This is a genomic window from Kribbella sp. NPDC051586 (genome assembly GCF_044453965.1).
GTDB lineage: Bacteria > Actinomycetota > Actinomycetes > Propionibacteriales > Kribbellaceae > Kribbella.
Window position 1 is genome coordinate 1,303,663 of record NZ_JBITDF010000002.1, and the last position, 23,547, is coordinate 1,327,209.

Annotated in this window: 23 protein-coding genes; 11 read left to right on the top strand and 12 right to left on the bottom strand. The window is 67.2% G+C overall.

From position 1 onward, the window contains the following. Window positions 1-10: 10 nt before the first annotated feature. The 5 genes from ACIA58_RS16530 to ACIA58_RS16550 form a co-directional block, all read right to left on the bottom strand. Complete coding sequence (locus ACIA58_RS16530) at window positions 11-2,305, bottom strand: glycosyl hydrolase family 95 catalytic domain-containing protein (protein WP_396404502.1); 2,295 nt, start codon at window positions 2,303-2,305, stop codon at window positions 11-13. Between the two features lies 1 nt (window position 2,306). Continuing rightward, window positions 2,307-3,968 carry an ABC transporter substrate-binding protein gene (locus tag ACIA58_RS16535; RefSeq protein ID WP_396404503.1) on the bottom strand — a complete coding sequence of 554 codons (1,662 nt, stop codon included), beginning with the start codon at window positions 3,966-3,968 and terminating at the stop codon, window positions 2,307-2,309. A gap of 38 nt (window positions 3,969-4,006) precedes the next feature. Then, entirely contained in the window at window positions 4,007-4,957 is a 951-nt protein-coding gene (locus ACIA58_RS16540; protein WP_396404504.1) for a carbohydrate ABC transporter permease, read from the bottom strand. Continuing rightward, entirely contained in the window at window positions 4,954-5,955 is a 1,002-nt protein-coding gene (locus ACIA58_RS16545) for an ABC transporter permease (RefSeq protein ID WP_396404505.1), read from the bottom strand. Before ACIA58_RS16545 ends, ACIA58_RS16540 begins: the two co-directional genes overlap by 4 nt. A 347-nt stretch (window positions 5,956-6,302) precedes the next feature. After that, window positions 6,303-7,187 (bottom strand): phosphotransferase enzyme family protein, encoded by an 885-nt coding sequence (locus tag ACIA58_RS16550; RefSeq protein WP_396404506.1) that lies wholly within the window; start codon window positions 7,185-7,187, stop codon window positions 6,303-6,305. 287 nt (window positions 7,188-7,474) lie between these two features. Between ACIA58_RS16550 and ACIA58_RS16555 the strand changes: the two genes are divergently transcribed. Continuing rightward, window positions 7,475-8,728, top strand: coding sequence for an MFS transporter (locus ACIA58_RS16555; RefSeq protein WP_396404507.1), 1,254 nt, complete (start codon window positions 7,475-7,477; stop codon window positions 8,726-8,728). Here ACIA58_RS16555 and ACIA58_RS16560 read toward each other — a convergent pair. Then, window positions 8,712-9,698 carry a TerC/Alx family metal homeostasis membrane protein gene (locus ACIA58_RS16560; RefSeq protein ID WP_396404508.1) on the bottom strand — a complete coding sequence of 329 codons (987 nt, stop codon included), beginning with the start codon at window positions 9,696-9,698 and terminating at the stop codon, window positions 8,712-8,714. The two genes, ACIA58_RS16555 and ACIA58_RS16560, sit on opposite strands and share 17 nt — an antisense overlap. Window positions 9,699-9,981: 283 nt before the next feature. On the opposite strand from ACIA58_RS16560, the gene ACIA58_RS16565 reads away from it, so the two are divergent. From ACIA58_RS16565 to ACIA58_RS16590, 6 genes are all read left to right on the top strand, one after another. Next, the gene (locus ACIA58_RS16565) at window positions 9,982-10,530 is read left to right on the top strand and encodes a TetR/AcrR family transcriptional regulator (protein WP_396404509.1); all 549 of its coding nucleotides are present in this window, start codon (window positions 9,982-9,984) and stop codon (window positions 10,528-10,530) included. Next, the gene (locus ACIA58_RS16570) at window positions 10,527-12,026 is read left to right on the top strand and encodes an MFS transporter (RefSeq protein ID WP_396404510.1); all 1,500 of its coding nucleotides are present in this window, start codon (window positions 10,527-10,529) and stop codon (window positions 12,024-12,026) included. Before ACIA58_RS16565 ends, ACIA58_RS16570 begins: the two co-directional genes overlap by 4 nt. Window positions 12,027-12,236: 210 nt before the next feature. Next, on the top strand, window positions 12,237-12,548 hold the full coding sequence (locus ACIA58_RS16575) for a hypothetical protein (protein WP_363865663.1): 312 nt from the start codon (window positions 12,237-12,239) through the stop codon (window positions 12,546-12,548). Window positions 12,549-12,561: 13 nt separating this feature from the next. Beyond that, window positions 12,562-13,164 (top strand): cell wall protein, encoded by a 603-nt coding sequence (locus ACIA58_RS16580; protein ID WP_396404511.1) that lies wholly within the window; start codon window positions 12,562-12,564, stop codon window positions 13,162-13,164. A 1-nt stretch (window position 13,165) separates the two neighbouring features. Continuing rightward, window positions 13,166-13,990, top strand: a complete 825-nt coding sequence (locus tag ACIA58_RS16585) for a MauE/DoxX family redox-associated membrane protein (protein WP_396404512.1) — start codon at window positions 13,166-13,168, stop codon at window positions 13,988-13,990. 185 nt (window positions 13,991-14,175) lie between these two features. Beyond that, window positions 14,176-16,218 (top strand): PQQ-dependent sugar dehydrogenase, encoded by a 2,043-nt coding sequence (locus tag ACIA58_RS16590; protein WP_396404513.1) that lies wholly within the window; start codon window positions 14,176-14,178, stop codon window positions 16,216-16,218. Window positions 16,219-16,224: 6 nt separating this feature from the next. On the opposite strand, the gene ACIA58_RS16595 is transcribed toward ACIA58_RS16590, so the two are convergent. The 5 genes from ACIA58_RS16595 to ACIA58_RS16615 all read right to left on the bottom strand — a co-directional run bounded on the left by ACIA58_RS16595 (window position 16,225) and on the right by ACIA58_RS16615 (window position 19,865). After that, window positions 16,225-16,872 carry a TetR/AcrR family transcriptional regulator gene (locus ACIA58_RS16595; protein ID WP_396404515.1) on the bottom strand — a complete coding sequence of 216 codons (648 nt, stop codon included), beginning with the start codon at window positions 16,870-16,872 and terminating at the stop codon, window positions 16,225-16,227. Then, window positions 16,869-17,888, bottom strand: coding sequence for an NAD-dependent epimerase/dehydratase family protein (locus tag ACIA58_RS16600; protein WP_396404516.1), 1,020 nt, complete (start codon window positions 17,886-17,888; stop codon window positions 16,869-16,871). Before ACIA58_RS16600 ends, ACIA58_RS16595 begins: the two co-directional genes overlap by 4 nt. 75 nt (window positions 17,889-17,963) lie before the next feature. Next, complete coding sequence (locus tag ACIA58_RS16605) at window positions 17,964-18,821, bottom strand: haloalkane dehalogenase (RefSeq protein WP_396404517.1); 858 nt, start codon at window positions 18,819-18,821, stop codon at window positions 17,964-17,966. 9 nt (window positions 18,822-18,830) lie between these two features. After that, window positions 18,831-19,268 (bottom strand): MarR family winged helix-turn-helix transcriptional regulator, encoded by a 438-nt coding sequence (locus tag ACIA58_RS16610; RefSeq protein WP_396404518.1) that lies wholly within the window; start codon window positions 19,266-19,268, stop codon window positions 18,831-18,833. 84 nt (window positions 19,269-19,352) lie between these two features. Beyond that, the gene (locus tag ACIA58_RS16615) at window positions 19,353-19,865 is read right to left on the bottom strand and encodes an NUDIX domain-containing protein (RefSeq protein WP_396404519.1); all 513 of its coding nucleotides are present in this window, start codon (window positions 19,863-19,865) and stop codon (window positions 19,353-19,355) included. Between the two features lie 44 nt (window positions 19,866-19,909). Between ACIA58_RS16615 and ACIA58_RS16620 the strand changes: the two genes are divergently transcribed. Next, on the top strand, window positions 19,910-20,305 hold the full coding sequence (locus ACIA58_RS16620) for a VOC family protein (RefSeq protein ID WP_396404520.1): 396 nt from the start codon (window positions 19,910-19,912) through the stop codon (window positions 20,303-20,305). Here the strand turns inward: ACIA58_RS16620 and ACIA58_RS16625 are convergent. After that, the gene (locus tag ACIA58_RS16625) at window positions 20,290-20,829 is read right to left on the bottom strand and encodes a GNAT family N-acetyltransferase (RefSeq protein WP_396404521.1); all 540 of its coding nucleotides are present in this window, start codon (window positions 20,827-20,829) and stop codon (window positions 20,290-20,292) included. The genes ACIA58_RS16620 and ACIA58_RS16625 overlap by 16 nt on opposite strands. Before the next feature lie 217 nt (window positions 20,830-21,046). On the opposite strand from ACIA58_RS16625, the gene ACIA58_RS16630 reads away from it, so the two are divergent. The 3 genes from ACIA58_RS16630 to ACIA58_RS16640 all read left to right on the top strand — a co-directional run bounded on the left by ACIA58_RS16630 (window position 21,047) and on the right by ACIA58_RS16640 (window position 23,531). Continuing rightward, on the top strand, window positions 21,047-22,147 hold the full coding sequence (locus ACIA58_RS16630; protein WP_396404522.1) for an NAD(P)/FAD-dependent oxidoreductase: 1,101 nt from the start codon (window positions 21,047-21,049) through the stop codon (window positions 22,145-22,147). An 80-nt stretch (window positions 22,148-22,227) separates the two neighbouring features. Beyond that, window positions 22,228-22,683 (top strand): iron chaperone, encoded by a 456-nt coding sequence (locus ACIA58_RS16635; RefSeq protein WP_396404523.1) that lies wholly within the window; start codon window positions 22,228-22,230, stop codon window positions 22,681-22,683. Continuing rightward, window positions 22,683-23,531, top strand: a complete 849-nt coding sequence (locus tag ACIA58_RS16640; RefSeq protein ID WP_396404524.1) for an alpha/beta fold hydrolase — start codon at window positions 22,683-22,685, stop codon at window positions 23,529-23,531. Before ACIA58_RS16635 ends, ACIA58_RS16640 begins: the two co-directional genes overlap by 1 nt. Window positions 23,532-23,547: the final 16 nt, after the last annotated feature.

Consider the following 23,547-nt stretch of genomic DNA (forward strand, 5'->3'; position numbering starts at 1 on the left):
TTAGGTAGCCCTAACCAGGTCCAGATTCTGTCCTGACAAGGCCCCGTTGCTCGCCGGCTCCGAGCGTGACGGTGACGACTCGGTCTGCACTCAGCGCGATCCGGTATGTGCCGTCCTGCGTCGCGCGGACGACGACCTCCGTCAGCGCCCCGTCCTTCCAAGCGACGTCGAACGACAGCCCTCCCCGGGCACGCAGGCCGCGGAACGACCCATCGGGCCAGTCGGAGGGCAGCGCCGGAAGGACGCGGATCAGGTCGGTGTGACTCTGCAGCAAGAGTTCCGGGATGCAGCCGGTCATGCCGAAGTTGGCGTCGATCTGGAAGATGTCGCCGTCGCGGTGCAGCAGGTTGTCCGACACCAACCGAGTCAGGTAGTCCTGGATGACCGCCGCCGCGCGATCCGGCTCGAACAGCCTTGCCCACAACGCGACCAGCCACGCCGCGGTCCACCCACCGTTGGTCGCGCCCGCGGTACGCAACTCCAACGAAGCACGAGCAGCCGCGGCCCACTCCGGCGTACGCTCCGGATCGATCTCGGCGCCCGGATACAACCCGTACAGATGCGACTGGTGCCGGTGCTGCGGCTCGGACGGCTGCCAGTCCGTCGGCCATTCGTACAGCCGCCCGTCCGGCGTCACCCGCACCGCAGGCAGACGATCACGCGCAGCGGCGGCCCGGGTGAGCAGGTCCGAGGACAGCCCGAGGACCGCGGAGGCCTCGATCAGGTTCGCGAACAGTTCGCGGATCAGCCAGATGTCGTACGTCGACGTGAGGTCGACCGACGCCTTCGCACCGGACGGCAGGAGGAAATGGTGTTCCGGAGCCGTCGACGGGATGAACTGCAACCGCTCGCCGTCGTCCACGAGCATCGACAGCACGAACTCCGCAGCGCCGGCGATCAACGGGTACGCACGGTCCCGCAGGAAGTCCACGTCCACCGTGAACCGGTAGTGCTCCATCAGATGCGCCATCAACCACACCCCACACGTCGCGCACATCGCCCAGACGGGATCGTCACCACCCGCACCCACCGGCCAGGTCGCCCGCCAGATGTCCGAGTTGTGGTGGCACACCCACCCGGGAGCGTCGTACAGAATCCGCGCCGTCTCGGCGCCCGACGACGCCAGGCCCTCCAACAAGTCCACGAAGGGATCGAAACACTCCGGAAGACCGGTCAGGTCGGCCGGCCAGTAGTTCATCTGGGTATTGATGTTGTTGGTCCAGTCGCTGGCCCACATCGGCCGGCGATCCTGGTTCCAGATGCCCTGCAGGTTTGCCGCCTGCGTCCCAGGGCGGGAGGACGCCATCAGCAGGTACCGGCCGAGGTTGAACGTCAGCGCGACCAGATCCGGATCATTGCCCCCGGCAGCAACCGCCGTGATCCGCTCGTCGGTCGGTAACCCACTTTGCCCAGCGCCCAACGAAAGCGAGCAACGGTCGTACAACGCCACATGATCCTCGACGTGGCGCTCACGAAGCTTGTCCACAGCAACCGAATCCAGCGTCGCAACCGCAGCACGCAAAGCAACCAGAGGATCGCGCCCCGGCGACTCAGACCACCCGGCGAACGTGCTTGCCGCCGACAACAACACCGTCACGCTGTCGGCCCCACGCACCACAACGCCGGCATCCGACGTCGCAACCGTCCCGCCGACAGCCAGAGCCCGCAGCGCGACACCGAAGCCGATGCCGCGCCCTTCCTCGTACCGGATCGGATCCGGACTGTCCCGATACTCGATCGTCAGATCCGACGGTGCATGCCCGACCACCCCGTAGGTGCCGTCGGCAACCGACGGCCGGACCGGATGCCGACTCTCCAGCGAGAGCTCGAGATCGACAGCACCCGGCCGGTCGGCCGTGATCGTCCACACCATCACCTGGTCCGGCGTGGACACGTACGTCTCGCGCCGGAACCGTACGCCGTCGATCGAGTACTCGACGGCGACGATCCCGGTGCGCAGATCCAAACTTCGCGTGTAGTCCGCACCCACGCCCGCCGACCGGACAAGCAGGTCGGCGAGCGGCTGGTACGACTCGACCAGCGGACCCTGCAACGCCCGGGTCCGCTCGGTGGCCGCCAGCTGATCACCTGCGGTCAGCAACCGGCGTACGTCGGCCAGCACCGCCGGGCCGTCCGGGACGGTCAGCGTGCGCGGACCGTCGCCGGACCAGACGTCGTCGAGGTTGAGCGCGATCCGCTCGTCGGCGACCCGGCCGAACACCTTCGCGCCGAGATGACCGTTGCCCACCGGCAACGCCTCGAACCAGTCCGGTGCGGGGGTGCGGAACCACAGGAGATCGGACAAGTTACTTGTTCCCGGCCTTGTACTTGTCGTAGGCCTGCTGGTTGATCTCCAGGTACCGCGGCATGCCGGTGCTCTCGAGACCCTTCACGTACGCGTCCCAGTCGGTGTCGATGTTCTTCGAACCGGTGATGAACGCCAACTGGTTCTGGTTCACGTAGTTGTTCAGGTTGGTCTGCAGCGTGGCGATCTCCCCGCTCAGGCTCGGGTCCGGCCACATGAACGCCTGCGGGAACCACTGCGACTTGTCGACATGTCCCTCGTACTGCTTGGTCGCGTCCCACAGCCGCCGCTCGAGGCCGGCGCCGCTGTAGATGTCCTTCGGCACGACCTGCGCGTTGCGGTAGGCCAGCGTGTTGTTGTACTGACCGAGCGCACCCCAGTTGATGTTCTTCGGCGCGTTCTGGGCCGGCTTGTACAGCGGCTTCGTGCTCGCGTCGAGCGCGATGTCACCGGCGGCCGGCTTGGTCCAGCCGACACCCTCCGGGCCCATGTTGGTGATCATCTGACCCTCGTCGCTGTAGATCCAGTCGAGCATCTTGATCGCCGCGACCTGGGCCTCCTTGCTGGCCTTGTTGGTCAGCATGAACGTGTAGCCGGTCGAGGTCGGGTGGTTGTACCCGGTGTAGCTCTTGCCCTCGGGACCGGTCAGCGGCGGTACGGAGTCGTACTGCTTGTCGCGGCCGTCCTTCGAGTCCAGCTGGACGAAGATGCCCGGCCACAGCACCGGCACCGAACCCAGCGTGACCGCCTTGGGGTTGTTGCCCTGGGCCTGCAACGCCTGTGCGTTCTGGGTGAACGCCGCCTGGTCGATCAGACCGTCCTTGTAGAGGCCGTGGATGTACTTCAGGCCTTCTTTCCATTGGTCGGAGGCGACCGGCGTGACGACCTTGTCGCCGTTCAGCGTGAGCAGCGACCGCACGCCGTTGTTCGCGCCGACCGGGTCGTAGGAGAACGCGTTCATCAGGTACGCGATCAGGCTGCTGTCCTGGACGTCGGTGGTCATCGGGATCTCGTCGGCCTTGCCGTTGCCGTTCGGGTCCTTGGTCTTGAACGCCTCGAGCACCTTGCGCAGATCATCGGTGGTCTTGGGCACCTGCAGGCCGAGTTTCTTCAGCCAGGTGCTGTTGATCCACAGCTTGTCCGGGTAGGTGCAGTGGAAGCAGTCGGCCCACTGCGGCAGCGCGTAGATGTGACCGTCGGGCGCGGTCGCCATCTGTTTGTATTCCTTGTTGGTGTCGAGCACCTTCTGGATATTCGGCGCGTTCTCCTTGATCAGGTCCTCGAGCGGCACCGCGACGCCCTGCTGGCCGAGCTTGAGCACCTCGGCCTGGGTGAACGCGTCGACCCACGGGATCAGGAAGAACAGGTCCGGGTAGTCGCCGCTGGCCAGCGCGATCTGCCGCTTCTCCTTGGCCGGCCCCGCGTCGTACGTCGTGGTCTGCCACCGGAACTGGATCTTGAACTTGTCGCTGATGATCTTGGTGACCGCGTTGGTGGTCAGGTTGGTGCTGGAGTCCGACGGCGTGAACGTGTCGATGACGACCTTGCCGTCGGCCGAGGTCTCGTTCGCCGCTCCCTTGGACGATTTGTCCGAGCTGCACGCCGCCAGGGCGAGCGCGCCGGCGGCCGCCAGCGCGACGACCTTGCTCACGGATGAGCGCATTGCTGTGTTCCTCTCTGAAGTGGGCCGGGCCTCGTGGCTCAGCCCTTGACCGCGCCGACCATCACGCCCTTGGTGAAGTGGCGGGCGACGAACGGGTAGATGATCAGTACGGGCAGGCTCGAGATGACGATGAGCGCGTACTTGAGGACGTTGGCCAGCTGCTGCTGTTCGAGCTGCTGGGCCAGGTTCGTCGTGGTGGTGGATCCGGTGAGGGTGTTCAGGATCAGCACGTTGCGGAGCACGATCTGCAGCGGGTACAGACCGGGGTCCTTGAGATAGATCAGTGCGTCGAAGTAGCTGTTCCACTGGAAGATCGCGTACATCAGCGCGATCACCGCGATCACCGGCTTGGACAGCGGGATCACGACCGACCAGAGGAAGCGCAGGTCACTCGCGCCGTCCAGGGTGGCCGCCTCGTACAGCTCGTCCGGGATCGACGAGCGGAAGAACGTCCGCGCGATGATCACCTGCCAGACGCCGATCGCGCTCGGGATCACCATCGCCCAGCGGGTGTTCAGCATCCCGAGGTCCTGGACCACGAGGTACGTCGGGATCAGGCCGCCGGAGAACAGCATGGTGAAGATCAGCACGCTCATGATCACGTTCCGGCCGAAGAACGTCCGGCGGGACAGCGGGTACGCGATCGCGATCGTCAGCGTGACGCTGATCAGGGTCCCGCCGATCGCGTAGATGAACGAGTTCAGGTAGCCCTTCATGATCAGCGGATCGCTGAACGCCTCTTTGTACGCGCGGATACTCGGCTCGATCGGCCAGAACAGCACTCGTCCCGCACTCACCGCCGACGGGCTGCTGAACGAGTTCGCGACGATGTAGATCAGCGGGACCGCGACGAGGATCAGCGCCAGCCAGAGCATGATCTTCACGCCGGCCAGGAAGATCTTGTCGGTCCGCGTCTCCTCGATCGCGGTCCGCTTCGAGCCCTCCGGGCGCGACGCCGTACGCCGGAATCCTTGCAACGTGATACTCATGACCAGAGTCCGTTTCCGGTGATGCGCTTGGCGGCGAAGTTCACGCCGAGCAGCAGGAAGAGGTTGATCACCGAGTTGAAGAGCCCGATGGCGGTCGCCATGCTGAAGTCCGCGTTCAGCAGGCCCGTCTTGTAGACGTAGGTGGCGATGATCTCCGACTGCGCGGTGTTCAGCGGGTTCTGCAGCAGGAACGCCTTCTCGAACCCGATCGACATGATGTTGCCGACGCCGAGCACCAGGATGATCACCGCGGTCGGCATGATCCCGGGCAGGTCGACGTGCCGGATCCGCTGCAGCCGGCTGGCGCCGTCGATCCGGGCCGACTCGTGCAGCGCCGGGTCGATCCCGGAGAGTGCGGCCAGGTAGATCACCGCGGAGTACCCGGTGGTCTGCCAGACGTCGGACCAGACGTAGATGTGCCGGAAGTAGTCCGGCTTGCCGAGGAAGTCGATCTGCGGGACGCCGAACAGGCCGATCGCGTCGTTCACGAACCCGAGCCGCGGCGACAGCACCAGGATCGTCATCGAGACCACCACGACGGTCGAGATGAAGTACGGCGCGTACGTGACCAGCTGGACGGTCTTCTTGAATCGGCCGTTGCGGATCTCGTTCAGCGCGATCGCCAGGATGATCGGGATCGGGAAGCTGGCCAGCACCGTGTAGACCGACAGCAGGAAGGTGTTCTTCACCAGCGTCCAGAACACCGGGTTCTGGAAGAACAGCTCGAAGTTCTTGAACCCGACCCAGTCGCTGCCCCACGGGCCTTTGACCGGGCTGTAGTCCTTGAACGCGATCACCGCGTTGGCGATCGGGATGTACTTGAAGATGACGAAGTACGCGAGCGGTACGACGATCAGCAGGTAGAGCTGCCAATGCCGCCGCAGGCTTCGCCCGGCCTGGGTCCGGCGGGACGTTCGCGGTGGCTTCCGGGCAGTCGTCTCACCTGCCCGCGACGCCGCTGGCGCCGGCGCCGGTTTCACCTCGAAGGTTGCGCTCACTCCGCATCCTTTCCCTCACGCGCTGGAGTGGAACCGATATCCGATAGGATCTCGGGTTTCGCTATCCCGGAGGATGACACACAACCCCGCCGGAGCGGAAGAGTTCCCGGCCCGGTCGATACCGGACGGTGACCGAGTCGCTCAAACCCCTTGCAAAACAAGGCATATACGAAGTTGCCTGCAGCAATGAGCGGCCAGGAAACGCCACATGATCCGATGGCCAGCCACCGGATCCGGGCACACGCCGATCACGCCCGGGGTCGCTCTGAGCCACCGACACCGGACCGATCCACACTTTATTTCTTCTGTTAACTATATCGCAGTCAACCCGCCCGTCAGGGCTTGTGTCAAGACCTGGCTTTGTCCAGATGCCGGGTGATCATCGCCTTGTCGAAGTGCCCGCTGTGCTGCCCGTTCCACAGCCCCGCCATCACCATCAGGACCTGGAGCACGATCTGTAGCGGCTCGATCGCGGCAAGCTCCGATTCACTGAGCGGATCCGGGGTTGCGCGCTGGTATCCGGCCAGCAGCGCGGGCGCCAGATCCAGCCGGGCGATCACGAACTCCCAGGCGCGGCTGTCCGGGTGGCAGAGGTCGAAGTCGATCACCCCGGCGAGCCGGCCGTCGTCGCCGAAATGTAAGTTCCAGCTCGCGAAGTCCCCGTGCACGATCGTCTGCGGCAGGCCGAGGAGGTCGTGTTCGGCGACCAACCGCTTGGCGTCGTCCATCGCCCGCGAAGCCCGGCCGGCCAGCTCGGGATGCTCCCGCCGGAGCAGTTCGACGCCACGGTCCCAGCTCTGGAACTCCCCCATCGCGTCCAGATCAGCCGCCTGGAAGTACCCGGGCCGCGGTCCCAGGTCGAGCCCGCTCAGGTCGGCGTGCAACCTCGCCAGCAGCTCGCCCCGCTCGCCCTGCTGCGCGACCGTCTCCCCTTCGTACGGCCGCCCCGGCACGAACCGCGTGACCGCCCACAACCGGCCCTCGTACCAAACCGGTCCGGCCACCTTCGCGGGCACGCACCATCCACGATCCGTGAGGTGTTCGAGCACCTTCGTCTCGAACGCGAGGTCGGTCTCGGTCCGCAGTACGTGGTACCGCCGGAGGATGTGATGCTCACCGTCACGGGTCCACAGATGCCAGTTCCCGTTCCCCGCCGAGTCGTCGTCCCCCGGTCGGGTCGGTTCGAGGCGGGCCACGTCGACCCCGAGGACGTCACTACCGGGAAAAGGCATCCGGACATGGTCGCAGGTTCGACGACGCTGCGCAGAGAAAAACCTGACCCGACCATCACGGGGGAACGGCCGGGCCAGGCACTTTCGATAGTACCCCGGATCACCGCCTGTGGTCGGCAAATTCGGAGGCGGACGCGCCGGGGCTGCTCTACCCTGGGCGGCATGCGAACCCGCTCCTGAAAGCGCACCTCCGCGGCCCGGTTCGGGCCGCTGTTGTGCGTCACGCAAGCGTTTGACCGCCGGTCGCGCTTCGTCATGCCCGCGCACGCTTTCGGGAGCATTTCTGCATGTCTGTCTACCGGTCCGCCGACCCCGCGCGGACGTTCTACGGCTACAACGCGGCCTGGTCCTTCCTCGCTGCCCTGTCCTTCACACTGAACGCGGTCTACTACGTCCGCGACGCCGGCCTGAACCCGCTGCAGATGGTCCTGGTCGGGACCACGCTCGAGCTCGCCTGCTTCCTCTTCGAGATCCCCACCGGCATCGTCGCCGACCTCTACAGCCGTCGCCTCTCGATCATCATCGGCTTCGTGCTGATCGGCGCCGGCTTCCTGCTCCAGGGCCTGGTGCCCGCGTTCCTGGCGATCCTCGCGGCGCAGGTGCTGTGGGGCGTCGGCTTCACCTTCACCTCCGGCGCCGATCAGGCCTGGATCACCGACGAGGTGGGTACCGAGCGCGCCGCGGCGGTGTTCGTCCGGGCGCAGCAGTTCGAGCTCGGCGGCAAGATCGTCGGAATCATCTCCGCCGGAGCGCTCGGCCTGATCAGCCTGCCGCTGCCGATGGTGTTGTCAGGGGCCGGGATGATCCTGCTCGCGCTGACGCTCGCGGTCCTCATGCGCGAGGAGAACTTCCACCGGACCCCGAAACAGGAGCGCGAAACGTTCAAGCAGATGGCCGAGACGTTCAAGAGCGGCCTCGAGGCGGCTCGCCGGCGTCCCGTCGTCCGCACGCTGGTCATCATCAGCCTGATCGCCGGCCTGTCGAGCGAGGCGTTCGACCGGCTGTGGTCGGTGAAGATCCTGACCTTCACCTTCCCCACCGTGTTCGGGACGTCGGAGCCGGCCTTCTGGTTCACGGTGCTGGCGCTGGCCGGCACGCTGCTCTCCCTGGGTACGTCGCTCGCCCTCAACCGGTTCTCCCCCGAACGGCTGCAGGCGACCCACCCGACCGGCATCCTCGCGACGCTCGCGCTTTTCCAGGTCGCCGGCGTGATCGGGTTCGCGCTCCTCGGAAACCTCTGGCTCGCGCTGGCGGCGATGTGGCTGAACACCGTCGCCGGTACGATCGCCTACCCGATCGAGTCCGCCTGGCTGAACCGGCACGTCGACTCCCGCTCGCGGGCCACCGTCATCTCGATGGTGTCCCAGGCGAACGCGATCGGCCAGGTCGTCGGCGGCCCGCCCCTCGGCGCCGTCGGCCGCTCCTCGCTCCGCGCGGCTCTGCTGGCGTCGGGCGTGATCCTGACGCCGATCCCCGCGTTGTACCTGCGGCTCAAGGACGCAAGCCGTATCCCCGTCGAGGAGGTCAGTCGTCGATCTTGACGCGGACCTCTTCGCGGCGGTTGTCGTACGACGACTTGATCAGGCTCGCGACCGTGGTGACGAACAGGGTGCCGATGATGAAGCCGAGCGAGGTCAGGATGCCGATGTGCGGCAGGTGGATCGCGCCGAGGTCGTCGATGTGTGAGCCGTGCAGCGCCTCGATGATCAGCTTCACGCCGATGAACGCGAGGATCACGGACAGGCCGACGTTCAGGTAGACGATCCGCTCCAGCAGGCCGCCGATCAGGAAGTACAGCTGCCGCAGGCCCATCAGCGCGAACGCGTTCGCGGTCAGCACGATGTAGGCGTCCTGGGTGAGCCCGAAGATCGCCGGGATCGAGTCGAGCGCGAAGATCACGTTCGCCATCCCGATCCCGGCGATCACGATCACCAGCGGCGTCAGCATCCGGCGCCCGTCGATCCGGGTGGCCAGCTTGGCGCCGTCGTAGTCGTGCGACAGCGGGAGGACCTTGCGCAGCCCCCGCAGTACGGCGTTCTCCTGGAAGTCGGCCTCGTCGTTCTCGCCCTCGAGCGCCAGGCGGACCGCGGTATAGACCAGGAACGCGCCGAAGATGTAGAACACCCAGCTCGCCGCCGAGATCGCCGCCGCGCCGGCCAGGATGAAGATCGCCCGCAGCAGCATCGAGACCACGATGCCGATGTACAGCACCTTGTCCTGCGCCAGGCTCGGCACGGCGAAGCGCGCCATGATGATGACGAACACGAACAGGTTGTCGACGCTGAGGCTGTACTCCGTGATGTAGCCGGCGACGAACTCGCTGCCGCTCTGTGCCGGACTGAACAGGAACAGGCCGAGCGCGAAGAGGCCCGCGAGGCCGACGTAGAACAGCACCCACCGGGTCGCGTCCTTGATCGTCACGGTGTGGTTGCGGCGCGCGATCACGACCAGGTCGAACGCGACGATCGCGAGCAACCCGATGATCGTGAGCACCCAGACAACGGGTGGCATGACAGAGACCATAACGAACCTCCGGACGTGGGCATACCGCTAGCTCGGTCCGGAGGTCTCTTCCACCCAGGTGACCCTGGGCCGGCAGCACCGGTTCGGCCGCAAGGCCTCCCGTGATGACGACACTGCCGTGGCGGAATACTCCCCTCCACAAACGGTGCAAGTATATCCGGTCCCGATTTATTCCCGGTCACACCGGCCCGCTCGCGATGATCGTATACCGCATACTGACTCCAATGCTAGACATGAGACATGAATGTCTCAAATGGGTTATTCTTGTCTCATGTCTGTGGATCGAGAGCGGGTACTGCGGGATGCCGCGGGACTGTTGATGCGGAAGTCCGGGGCGACGATGGACGAGGTCGCCCGGGCCGCCGGGATCAGTCGCGCGACGCTCAACCGGCAGTTCGCCGGGCGGGACGCACTGGTGCGCGCGCTCGAGGAGCTCGGGCTCGCCGAGTGCGAGAGCGCGGTGGACAAGGCAGGCATCGACGACGGTCCGGCCTCGGACGCGGTGCGACGGCTGGTGCGAGAACTGGAGCCGGCCGCCGGCCTGCTCGCGTTCCTGTACTCCGAGAACCAGCTCTTCGAAGGTGACGGGCAGCACGAGGGCTGGGCCCGGCTGGACGCCCGCATGGTCGCGCTGTTCCGGCGCGGTCAGGAGGCCGGCGAGTTCCGGATCGACCTCAGCCCCGTCTGGTTGAGCGAGGCGCTCTACGGATTGCTGGTCTCCGCGGCCTGGGCGATCTCCGAGGGCCGGGTCGCCTCCAGGGACTTCACCTCGAACATCACCGAGTTGCTGCTCGGCGGCGCGGTGCGGAGAACGAAATGAAGCAGCAGGTCACCCGGCCGGGGCGCTGGCTGGCGCTCGGCGTACTCGTACTGGCTGTGCTGCTCGTTGCGGTGGACGCGACGGTCCTCGGCCTCGCCACGCCGTTCCTGACAGAGGATCTGAAGCCGTCGGGCACGCAGTTGCTGTGGATCGGCGACGCGTATTCGTTCGTCCTCGCCGGACTGCTCGTCTCGATGGGCAGCCTGGGCGACCGGATCGGCCGCAAGCGCATCCTGCTGATCGGCGCGACGGCGTTCGGCGCGATCTCCGTGCTCAACGCGTACGCGAACTCGGCCGAGTTGATGATCGTCGCCCGGGCGCTGCTCGGTGTCGCCGGTGCGACGCTGATGCCGGCGACGCTCGCGTTGATCCGCAACCTGTTCCACGACCCGCGCGAGCGCAGTCTCGCCATCGGGGTCTGGGGCGCTGCCGCGTCGGCCGGGATGGCGGTCGGGCCGATCGTCGGCGGTGTCCTGCTGGAGAACTTCTGGTGGGGTTCGGTCTTCCTGATCAACCTGCCGGTGATGGCGGTTCTGGTCGTCGTCGGCGCGAAGCTTTTGCCCGAGTCGCGCAACCCCGCGCCGGGTCCGTGGGACCTGGTCAGCGTCGTGCTGTCGATGGTCGGCATGATCGGCATCGTCTACGCGATCAAGGAGTTCGCGGCGCACGGCTTCGGCTGGGTGGCGGTCGCGGCCGGGTTCGTCGGCATGGTCGGGCTCTATGGATTCGTACGTCGTCAGCGTCGGCTGCCGATTCCGTTGCTCGACCTGCGCTTGTTCCGCAGCCGCGGTTTCAGCAGCGCCGTTCTGGCGGATCTGCTCACGATTCTTGGGCTGTCCGGGTTGATCTTCTTCCTCTCGCAGTACCTGCAGTTGGTGCAGGGCAGGCGGCCGATCGAGGCCGGACTCGCGGAGCTTCCGGCCGCGATCGGCTCGGTTGTCGCAGGTCTTCTCGCCGGCCGCGTCGCGCGACGGTTCTCGGTGCGTGCGGTTGTCGCGGGCGGTCTGGCTGCGATCGGTCTGGCGTTGGCTGCGCTCACGACGATCAGCCACACGACCGGGTACCCGTTGCTCGGGGCGGCGCTGCTGGTGGTCGGGGCCGGGGCCGGGCTCTCGTTCACGGTGACGGCCGACGTCATCTTGACCGCGGTACCGAAGGAGCAGGCCGGAGCGGCGAGCGCGGTGTCCGAGACGGCGTACGAGCTCGGTGCGGCGCTTGGTATCGCACTGCTCGGCTCGATCGTCATCGGCATCTATCGCGGCTTCCCGAGCCCGGTCGGTACGCCGGAAGCCGCCCATGAATCGCTCGGCGGAGCAGTGGAGGCTGCCGCTCATCTGCCACCCGAAGCCGCCGCTGCCCTGTTGGACGCGGCCCGCCGATCCTTCGCGGACGGCGTCGCGACCGCGGCCGGCGTCGGCGCCGCAGTACTGCTGGCAACCGCGGTCGCGGCGTGGTTCCTGCTGCGCGGGCAAACCCTGAGTTCGCACGAACATTAGGCAAAAAGTTTCCATTTCCGCGCTGAGCTCTGGGAGATTCCGCCCAATCGGAGTACAAACAGTTCCTGTAGGTCTTACCGCCCCTAGGCCTAGGAGGAATTTGTCATGGCCGGAATCACTGCCGAAGCCTCATGGTTCTGTTGTGGGAACGCATGGGGTCCCTGTGGAAGCGCCGGGCACGGCGCCTGCGGGACATGCAACTCGGGAAACATGCAGCACGCGTGGCCGAACACCTCGGACGGCTGCTACGCCATCACCCATCCGGACAGCTGTGGGATCACCGGGATGTCCCGGCGGACCTGCGGCTTCAGGCACGCCACCACCAGCCTGTGTACCGGCAAGCGGGTGGTCACGTCGATCGCGGACTGCGGTCCGCAGACGGACCTGTTCTGCGGCGAACGAACCTGCTGCGGCGGGAACTGCGCCTCGAACCGGGTCATCGACTTCACGCCGGCCGCGTTCAGCGCGCTCGGCCTCAGCCTGAACAGTGGCCTGTCCCCCGTATCGATCGATGTGGCGTGAGAGGAGAGCCGAAATGACAACCACGATGGACCGTCGTTCCCTGCTCTCCCGCGCGGCCCTCGGCGCGACCGGCCTGGTGGCCGCTACCGCCTTGGGTTCACTCGCCCCGGAGACCGCGTTCGCCGCCGGTGCACAGTTCGCGGACGCCGGCCAGCCGGACCCGAACTTCGCCGAAGGCCTGATCACCGGCCGGAACCAGGATCTCCTGCAGGTACAGGGATCCGACGGCCGGATGCACCGGATCCAGTTGACCGGTGTGACGAGTGTCTGGAAGCTCCGCCCGACCACGATCGACCAGGCCAAGATCGGCGACGGCCTGTACGCGCGGGGCGTGCTGCTCCCGGACGGAGTACTGGCTGCCGAGGCGGTCTGGGTCAACATCGTCAACCTGACCGTCGCCATCACGTCGATCGCCCGCTCGGGCGTGCAGTTCGACCACCACGGGCAGAAGGTCGTCGGACACGTCCAGCCCGGTACGACGGCCGCCGTGTACAACGGCACGCCGGCGGTGTCGGACCTGTCGATGCTCAAGGTCGGCCGGCATGCCCAGGTGATCGGCGCCTGGCGACCGGGCACCAACGAGATCGACATCGCGACGATCTACACGTCGAACTGACATGGGTACCCAACACGTGGCGGCCGCCCAGCCGCTTCTGATCGGCCTGCTGCTGCTCTGGTCGTCGTACGGCAAGCTCGCCTCTTCCGAGCAGGCAGAGCGGACGGCGCTCCCCCGCCTGGTCGGCGAGTCGCGCGCGAAGCCCGCCTACCAAGCAGTCGCCGTGATCGAGGCCGTCATCGCCCTGGCCCTGCTCGCACCGCCCTCCTGGGCGATCGAGGCAGTCGCCGCTGCAGCACTGGCCGTCGGCTTCACCGGATTCCTCGCCTACTCGAAGGTCGTCGTACCCGAGGCATCCTGCGGATGCGCGGGGAAGTCGGCCAGACCCGTCGGCTACCGGGCGATCGCCCGCGCTTTGTTGCTGTTGGCAACTGCGGCGCTCGCGACGACGACCACGGTCGGCTGGTGGTCGGCAGGTCCGGCTCTGGTCGTGCTCCTCGTCGAGGCAGCGGTGTTCGTGATGCTGTCCGCCGAGCTCGACCGGTACTGGTTGCTGCCGATCCGCCGGCTCCGGATCCGGCTCAGCCATCCGTACGCCGGCACGGCATCCAGCACGGCACCACTCGCCGCGACCCAACGGCGGGTGCTGCTCAGCCCGGCGTACCGCGCGGTCGACGGGATGCTGCGCTCCGACATCCACGACTACTGGGACGACGACGACTGGCGCTACTTGAGCTACGTCGCCAGGTACGACGGCCGCCGCGCGACCGCCGTCTTCGCCGTACCGCACCAAGACTCCACCCCGGAGTCCGTCCGCGTCGCCGTCGTCGACGAAAGCTCGGGCTTGACCGTCTACCGCCCGATGGTCCTGGCCACGACCGGGTAGCTGGACCCGGATCGCCACGCCATCACAACCGAATCCCGCCGCCCCCGCCACGCTGACCGTGCCGGGGGCGGCGGCATTGTGATGGCCTGCGGATCCGCACCTGTTGACAGATCTCATTATCGTTAGGAAGCTTTCCTAATAGTTAGCCCCCTGCAGCTCCTCCGCCCCGGAATCCAGGAGACCCCATGAGACCCCGCTCGATCTGGGCTGTCACCGCGCTGGCCGTCGCCACGCTCGGGCTCAGCGCAGCACCCTCCGCCACTGCGGCGTCGACCGACTACCAGGCCGAGGTCGCGACCATCTCGCAAGGTGTGGTCGAGTCCAACCACGCCGGCTACACCGGCAGCGGCTTCGTCAATTACGACAATCTCGTTGGCAGTTACGTCGAATGGACCGTCACCGCCCCGGCCGGTCCCGCCGACGTCACCCTGCGGTACGCGAACGGCACCGACGCCACCCGGCCGATGGACTTCACCGTCAACGGGCAGGCCGGCGCGGTCGGCATCACGTTCCCCGGCACGGGTGCGTGGACGACCTGGAAGACCAAGACCGTCCGTCTCCAGCTCGTGGCCGGCACGAACAAGATTCGCGCCCGCGCGACCAGCGCCGACGGCGGACCGAACGCCGACAAGCTGACCGTCACGCCCACCACGGACGACACCACCCCGCCGTCTGCGCCCGGCAACCTGACCGTCAGCGACCTCAAGTCGAACGCCGCCACCTTCCACTGGACCGCCGCGACCGACAACGTCGGCGTCGTCCGGTACGAGATCAACCGCGGCGGCAACGTCCTGAAGGTTGTCGACGGCAACACCTTGTCCGCGACCGTCGACACGCTGACCGCCAACACGTCGTACGACATCTCGGTCGGCGCATTCGATGCCGCGGGCAACGCTTCGCAGCAGAGCAACGTGGTCACGTTCACCACTCCGGGCAGCGGCGACACGCAACCGCCGTCCGTGCCCGGGAACCTGCATTCAACGGGCGCGACCGCGAACAGCGTCTCGCTTGCCTGGAATGCATCGACGGACAACAGCGGGAGCATCGCCGGGTACGACGTGTACCAGGGCTCGGCGAAGGTCGCGACGACTGGTTCGTTGACCACCACGGTGACCGGCTTGACCGCGAACACGGAGTACACGTTCACCGTCAAGGCCCGTGACCCTGACGGCAACGCATCCGCGGCGAGCAACGCCGTGACGGTGCGTACGTCGACGGGCGGTGCCGGCGGCATCCCGGCGTACGACAAGGACATCGCGAAGGTCGATCTCGGCTGGAGCGTTGCGTTCCTGCCCGACGGGTCGGCGCTGGTGACCGAGCGGGACCGGTTCGAAGTACTGCGGGTGACGGCGTCCGGTCAGAAAACGACGCTCGGGAAGGTGCCGGGCGTGGTGACGACCAGCGGTGAAGGCGGTCTGCTCGGTGTCGCGTTGTCGCCGAACTTCGCCACGGACCACTGGGTGTACTTCTACCACACTGCTTCGGGCGACAACCGGATCGTTCGGATGAAGTACGAGGACGGCAAGCTCGCGACGACGTCGTCGCCGGTGTTGACGGGACTCGCCAAGAACCGGTACCACAACGGCGGGCGGATCGCGTTCGGCCCGGACGGGAAGCTGTACGCGACCGTCGGCGACGCGAAGAACTCCGGCAACGCGCAGAACAAGAACTCGCTCAACGGCAAGATCCTGCGGATGAACCCGGACGGCACACCGCCGAGCGACAACCCGTTCTACAGCAGCGGCGGCAACGCCCGGTACGTCTGGAGCTGGGGTCACCGCAACCCGCAGGGCCTGGCGTGGGACTCGCGCGGTCAGCTGTGGGCCGCCGAGTTCGGTGAGAACAGTCAGGATGAGCTCAACCTGATCCAGAAGGGCGGCAACTACGGCTGGCCGGCGTGCGAGGGCACGATCGGCGACTGCTCCGGGTACATCGCGCCGAAGCGGACCTGGTCGACGTCGCAGGCCGGGCCGAGTGGCATCGAGATCGTCAACGACTGGATCTACATCGCCGGCGTCACCGGCGAGCAGCTCTGGGTCACGAAGATCAATGCCGCCGGCAACGGTGTCGGGACACCGCAGGCCGTGTTCTCCGGACGGTGGGGACGGCTGCGCAGTGTTACGCGTACACCGGACGGCGGGTTGTGGCTGACGTCCACGAACGACGACAAGAACGGTGGAACTCCTAGCACGATCGACAACGTGATCGTGCGATTGAAGTTCTCGTAGGAACCTTCAGCCCTTGCCGCTTCGAAGGCTCTTGCTGCTTTGGAGGATGGCGTCGAGGGCTTCAGCGGGTGGCGGGCCGACCGGCAACGGTGGCCGGTCCGTCACCCGCAAGGCATCCAGCATCAGGGCCAGGTAGCGGCGCCATAGCTCGGGATCGATGGTCCGGCTCATCGCGAACGCCGGACCGAGCATGGCGAAGATCGCGGCGACGTCCTGCGGTACGACATCCTTGCGGATCGCGCCGGCCCGTTGCGCGCGGTCGAAGAGTTCGGTGACCGAGGCAACGATCCGCGGCCAGATGCGGGCCTGTTCGTCGTAGTCGCCCTGGCCGGTAAGGGTTTCGTACAGTCCGCGGTCGGCGGCCTGGCGGGCGGCGGTGCGTTCGAAGAACTGCACGAGTCCGTCCCACGGGTCGTCGATGCTCAGCGCCTCTTCTGCATCGACGACGATCTGCTCGGTCGCCTCCCGCAGCACCTCGGCGGCGATCGCGTGCTTGTTCGGGAAGTGCCGGTACGCCGTACCCGTGCCGAGGCCGGCCCGCAGCGCGATGTCGTCGAGCGTCGCGCCGAAGCCATGCTCGGCGAACACCTCCCGCGCGGCCGTGACCAGCCGCTCGCGATTGCGAACGGAGTCCCGCCGAGGGCCCGGCGTCATCGTGCGACGCCGTGGTCGATCAGGCTCTGCGCACACTCGACAACCGTCTCCGCCGCGGGTCGTGGTTTCCAGTCGAGGACGCGTTCGGCCTTCGCGGTGGTGTGGCGGTTCCGACGGCCCAGCGAGATCGTCAGCGCCCGCAGCGACGGGTCGGTGATCGAGGCGAGGCGGACGACGAAGTTCGGGAGCTCGCGGGTCGGCACCGACTTGGCCTGCTCGCCGAGTCCGGCCTTGAGTGCCGCCGCGATCTCCCGCATCCACACGAACTCGCCGGTGCCGAGGAAGCGTTCGCCGGCCGCTTCGGGGGTGAGCATCGCGCGAATGTGCAGGTCGACCAGGTCGCGTACGTCGACGACCTCCAGCCCGATCTTCGGTGCCCCCGGCATCTTTCCGGACAGCATCCGCTGGATGATCCGCGTCGTCCCGACGTTGTCCGCGCTCAGGATCGGACCGAGGACCGCGCCCGGCAGCACGGTGGTCAGCTCAGTCGGGCCGTCGTAGGACGACATGAAGTCCCAGGCCGCCTTCTCCGCAAGGGTCTTCGACCGCCGGTACGCGGCGAGCGTCGGATTGTCGACAGTCCACAACGTCTCATCGGTGACCCCGTCCTCGGCGTACGACGCCGGGCTCGCGGCATTCGCGGCCGAGGTCATCACCACGCGTTTGACGCCGGCCCGGATCGCCGCCCTGAGTACCCGCAATGCGCCGTCGCGAGCCGGGATGATCAGGGCGTCGGCGTCCTTCGAGGTCTCGTCGCCGAGCGGGGACGCGACGTGCAGCACGTAGTCGACGCCTGCCATCGCGGCGTCCCAGCCGTCGTCGGCGAGCAGGTCGGCCGCGGCGAACGTCAGCCGGTCCCGATGCTCCACGACCGGGCCCACCGCGGCGCGCACCGCATCTGCCTTTGCCAGGCTCCGGACGGTCGTGCGGACGTCGTATCCACGCTGGAGCAGCGCGACGATCGCCCACCCGCCGACATACCCGGTCCCGCCGGTCACCAGCGCCGTTTCAGCCATCACTCCACCTCGCCGCTTAACGGAGATCGGCTCTCCGGTTATCAGCGTAGCACGAAGTGGAGAGGTTCTCTCCGGTTAGCGCAGGCTCCGCTCGTCGATCCAGGCGGAGACCTCGGCGCCGATCTCCTTCGGGCGATCCTCCGCGGCGTGGTGGCCGGCCTCACCAGCGTGCACGACGTCGAGCGATGCGATGTTGGCCTCGCACCACTGCTTGTACTTCTCGTCGATCAGCAGGGTCGGCGAGCCCTCGAAGGTGAGGAGCAGCTTCGGTACGTCGGCGCTCGCGGCGAGCCATTCGTCGTACGCCTCGATCCGCGCGACCAACTCGGCCGGATCGCCGCCGAGCGGGAGCTGGCGCGCCCAGGCGAGGATCGGCTTGCGGGTCGCGGGGGTCGGGTACGGCGCGAGGTAGGCCTGTAGGTCCTCGTCCGGGACTGGCGTGAGTACGCCGCCGGTGAAGGCTTGCCGGACGAAGAGGTTCTGCTCGAGGACGAGGTCCTCGCCGGGGCCCGGCGTACGGATCAGGCGGGAGCGCTCGGCGGCCTGCGGCGAGAGGTCCTCCCAGGCCATCGGCTTCACGATGCTCTCGAAGAACGCGATGCCCCGCACGCGCTCGGGATGACGCGCGGCCCAGTCGAAGGCGAGCGCGCCACCCCAGTCGTGGCCGACCAGGATCACTTCATCGAGCTCGAGTGCGTCGAACCACGCGTCGAGATAGCTGGCGTGGTCGGCGAATGTGTAGTCGAGGTCAGGTTTGCCGGAGCGGCCCATACCGATCAGGTCGGGTGCCAGGCGGCGGCCCTCGCCGACGATCGGCGTGACGTTGCGCCAGACGTACGACGAGGCGGGATTGCCGTGCAGGAAGACGATCGGCGTACCGCTGCCGGTGTCTTCGTAGTGGATTGTCGAGTCGAGTATGTCGATGTCAGGCATGACGGATCCTCACAGTGGAGTGTCGAGTAGTTCGGTGAGCTCGCGCACGAAGCCCTTCGTCCGGGCACCACCGCGCCCGCCGAGCGGCGCCAGCAGCTTGTCGAGCAGAGCGGCGACCTCGGCGATCGCGGGCTGGATCGTCTCGCGCCCCTCGGCGGTCAACTCGAGCCGCATGGCGCGGGTGTCCTTGGCATCCCGGGTCCGCTGCAACAGCCCATCCGCGTCAAGGCTCCGAGCCAACTTCGAGACGTACAACGCCTCCAGCCCCGTGTGATCAGCCAACTCCCGCTGACTAGGCACCCGCCCGTCCCGCTCCAGCCCGTACAACGACGCCAGCATCACGTACTGCGCATGCGTCAACCCCCGCGGCGCCAAGGCCCGATCCACCGCCACCCGCCACTTCATAGCCAACCGCCAAACCAAATGCCCCGCCGTCGCTTCACCCATACCAAACACAGTACATGGCTACTATGTACATGGCTAGTATCTGAGGCTGTCCTCAGAGCGAGCGCCGCGTGGCCGTCCGCGCTGTCAGCTGAGGGTGCGGCCGAAGTCGGCGTAGGTGGGGGTGTTGGTGGTGCGGGCTTGTTCGGCCAGGGATAGGCGGCGGGCCATGGAGGGGCGTAGGTGGGGGGTGGCTTCGGCGAGGGTCAGGTAGTGGTGGGCTCGGGCCTCGGTGGGGTCGAGGGTGAGGGGGACTTCGTCGAGGATGCCGCCGTCGAAGACGAAGGCGAGGGCGTCGGTCCAGGGGCCGAGGGCGGGGACCCAGTCGACCACCAGGAGGCGGCCGATCTCCAGGTCGAGTCCGATTTCTTCCTTGACCTCGCGACGGCAGGCCTCGTACGGCGATTCGTCGTACTCGACGATGCCGCCGGGGATGTCGAGGGTGGGTTTGTAGGTGGGCTCGAGGAAGAGGATGCGGCCGGCCCGGTCGTGGATCAGCGCGCCGCCGGCCGCGGTCTTGCGGGGCAGGCGGTCGGCGATGCCGGGGTTGAACTCCTTCTCCGGCTCCCCCTCGGCGGCGAGATCGTTCTGTCGGTTCACGGGTCTAGTGTCGGGCAAACCGCGACCGAGGAGAGGTACTGCGCATGCTGCGAGGACGTTCGGACAAGGGCCACTGGTTCGGGACGGTGATCGACGCACCGGACCCGCAGGCGCTCGGCATGTTCTACCACGCGGTGCTCGGCTGGAAGATCCACAAGAACGAGCCCGACGAGTTCACGCTGGCGGTCCCCGGCAACTCGGAGACGTACCTGGCGTTCCAGGCGCAGACGTCCGCGTCCTGGGCGCGCCCGGTCTGGCCGGCTGCCGAAGGCGAGCAACAGATGATGATGCACCTCGACATCGAGGTCGGCGATCTCGACGCCGCCGTCAAGCATGCTGTCGAGCTCGGCGCCACGCTCGCCGACTTCCAACCCCAGGAAGACGTCCGCGTCCTCCTGGACCCAGCCGGCCATCCCTTCTGCCTCTACGCCAACGGCTGACCCAGCGCCCGGGTCATCCAGATCGACGCGCCCCGCTCGGGATCCTCGGTGACCCGACCGCTGCGCTCGAATCCGAGCTTCTCGAGCACGCGGAACGATGCCTCGTTCCACTCTCGCACCGTCGCCCACAGCCGCTGCCGACCGGTCCGCGCCGCCGCCTCGACCACCGCCCGGGCCGCCTCGGTGGCGTACCCGTGTCCGTGGGCGCGGGCCGCCAACTCGTAAGCGATTTCCGGTTCGCCGAAGGTCGCCTGCCCGACGGTCAGCCCGCAGTACCCGATGAACTCCCCTGTCGCCCGCAGCTCGATCGGCAACAACCCGAGGCCTGCGTCGGCGGCCAGCGGATTGTCGGTCAGCCACCTGCGGATCTCCTCGACGGTCGGCCGCCCCTCGGCATCGATCCGGCGCAAGGCACGGACATCCCGCTCGACCCACAGTCCGCGATATTCCTCCGCGTCCGACCGCCGCCAGCGCCGTAGGTGCAATCGCTCGGTGGTCAGCTCGGCCGGAAAGTCGTCGTACATCCGATCAACCTAGCTGGATGGGTCGGCAGCTCGACAGGAGGTGTCGGGTAGTCAGGCCCAACTTCCTGTGCGCGCAGGCGGGAGCATGCCAGCAGACGGACTATACGTCCTGTCGAGATGCACGCGGTGGGAATCGTGACGGTGCCGAACGTGACTGTCGTCACGTCACATCCGGGGTGGTGAGCAGTGTCTGTTGTACGTCGAAAGGGGTGCGCAGATGCACATCGTCGTACTGGGGGCCGGGTACTCCGGTCTCGTCGCAGCCAAGCTGGCAGCCCGCCGTACTGACTCAGCCGTCACGCTCGTCAACGCCCGCGAGACCTTCGTCGAGCGGGTCAGGATGCACCAGCTCGCGTCCGGTCAGCAGCTGCCGGCGCGGCCGATCAAGGACCTGCTCGAGGGCACCGGGGTCCGATTCGTCGCGGACCGCGTGCAGCGGATCGATGCCGAGTCCCGGACCGTCGTACTGAGTGATCGCGAGCTGCGGTACGACGTGCTGATCTATGCGCTCGGGAGCCGGGCGGATCTGAACTCGGTGCCTGGGGCAAGCGAATACGCCTACACCGTGGCCGATGTTGACCAGGCGGGCGAGCTCCGCCAGCGTCTGGGCACCAGCGGCACGATCGCCATCGTCGGCGGCGGGTTGACCGGGATCGAGGCCGCCACCGAGCTCGCCGAGACGCACCCGGACCGGCACGTGCGACTCGTCACGAGCGGCCGCCTCGGCTCCGCCCTGTCCGAACGAGGTCGCAAGCATCTGCACCACGCCTTCGACCGCCTCGGCATCGAGCTCGTAGAGAACGCACGCGTCGCCGCAGTGGATGCCGACGGCCTGAAGCTGGACGACGGGGATCGCGTCGCCGCCGACGTCGTGGTGTGGACGACCGGTTTCGAGGTCTCCCCGCTGGCGGCCGAGGCCGGGTTCGCCGTCGACGGGCACGGCCGGATGCAGGTCGACGCGACGCTTCGGTCCACGTCCCACCTGGATGTGTACGCGGTCGGCGATGCGGCAGCGGTACGCCGTACCAGCGGTCAAGAGCTGCGGATGGCCTGCGCGACGGGTCTCCCCGCGGCGGCCCACGCCGTACGCTCGCTCAAGGCCCGCCTGGACGGACATGAGCCGAAACCGCTGCGCTTCCGCTACATCAACCAGTGCATCAGCCTGGGACGCAACGACGGTCTGATCCAGTTCGTCCACGCCGACGACTCGCCTCGCAAGACCGTCCTCACCGGCCGCGCCGCCGCCCGCTACAAGGAAACGATCGTCCGGCTCGCCTACCTGACCCAGCGCCGCCCCGGCCTGACCGCCTTGACCTGATCGATCAGTTTTCAAGAAGCGCCCGCCGTACGCCGGATCCTAGGGTGAGGAGTGTTCAGACCGACCGAGAGGACACTCCGATGGCCACCACCAAGAAGACCGCCGCGAAGAAGACCGCAACCAAGGGCAAGGCGTACGAGGGATTCACCGAGGACGAGGTCGCCGCGATGAAGGAGCACGCGAAGGACCTGAAGAGCAAGGAGGATCCGACCGAGGCGCAGCTGGCGAAGATCGCGGGGATGGTGGACGCGGACCGCGTGATCGCCGAGCGGCTGCACGCGCTGATCGCGGCCGAGGTGCCGGAGTTGTCGCCGAAGCTCTGGTACGGGATGCCCGGGTGGACGCTGGGTGGGAAGAACGTGTGCTTCTTCCAGGACGCGGCCAAGTTCAAGGCCCGCTACGCCACCTTCGGCTTCAGCGACGCGGCGAAGATCGACGACGGCGACCTCTGGCCCACGTCGTACGCCCTCACCAAGCTGACCCCCGCCATCGAGAAAAAACTCCTCACCCTGGTCAAGAAGGCCGTCCGCCAGTAATGGCGGCGGACCGAGCCCTCGAGGCCTTCGACGCCCTGGTCGGAGGTGGCGCCGCCCGCCGGGAACTCGACCGCGGAGGTCGCACACTCCGCTGGATCGAGGCGGGCGGAGGCCCCACCGTCGTACTCGAGGCAGGGGCGATGTCGCCGGTCGTCGCCTATGCGGCGGTCTTCGAAGCGTTGGTGCCTGACTACCGCGTGATCGCGTACGACCGAGCAGGGTACGGCGCGAGCGACCCCGCTCCGCTGAGCTTGGACCTGCAGGTCGACGACCTGATCGCCGTACTCGAAGTCGTCGGTCCGTCGGTCGTCGTGGGACACAGCTGGGGCGGACTGCTCGCCCAGCTGGTCACCTGGAGCCGGCCCGATCTGGTCACCGGGCTCGTTCTCCTCGACCCGTCGCACGAGACGTTCTGGTACGACACCGAGCCTCCGCCGGCTGACGACGCTCACCGACAGGACGTCCTCGACTCCGCCCGCGAGTTGGCGCAGGACATCGCCCGCGGCGTCGATCCGGGCCTGAGGCAACTGGTGACCGACGCCTGCCTCTCGTATGTGGAGACGGACGAGCAGCTCTCCACTCATCTCGACGAGCTGCCGATGATCCTCGATCATGTCGACGACCTGGCCGGCCGCCGTGCGCGCGCTGTCTGGCCGGAGATTCCTGTCGTCCTCCTTACCGCGACCAAAGGCAGACCGGCCGAGTTCACGCCGCTGGTGATTGCGGTGCAGGATCAATTGGCCACCGAGTGCGACGGGCGGCACCAGGTCGTGCCGGATTCGGGGCATTATCTGCACATCGACCGGCCTGATCTGGTGGTGGCCTGCGTCGAGGAAGTCGCCGTGTGAGCCTGGACCACCACCC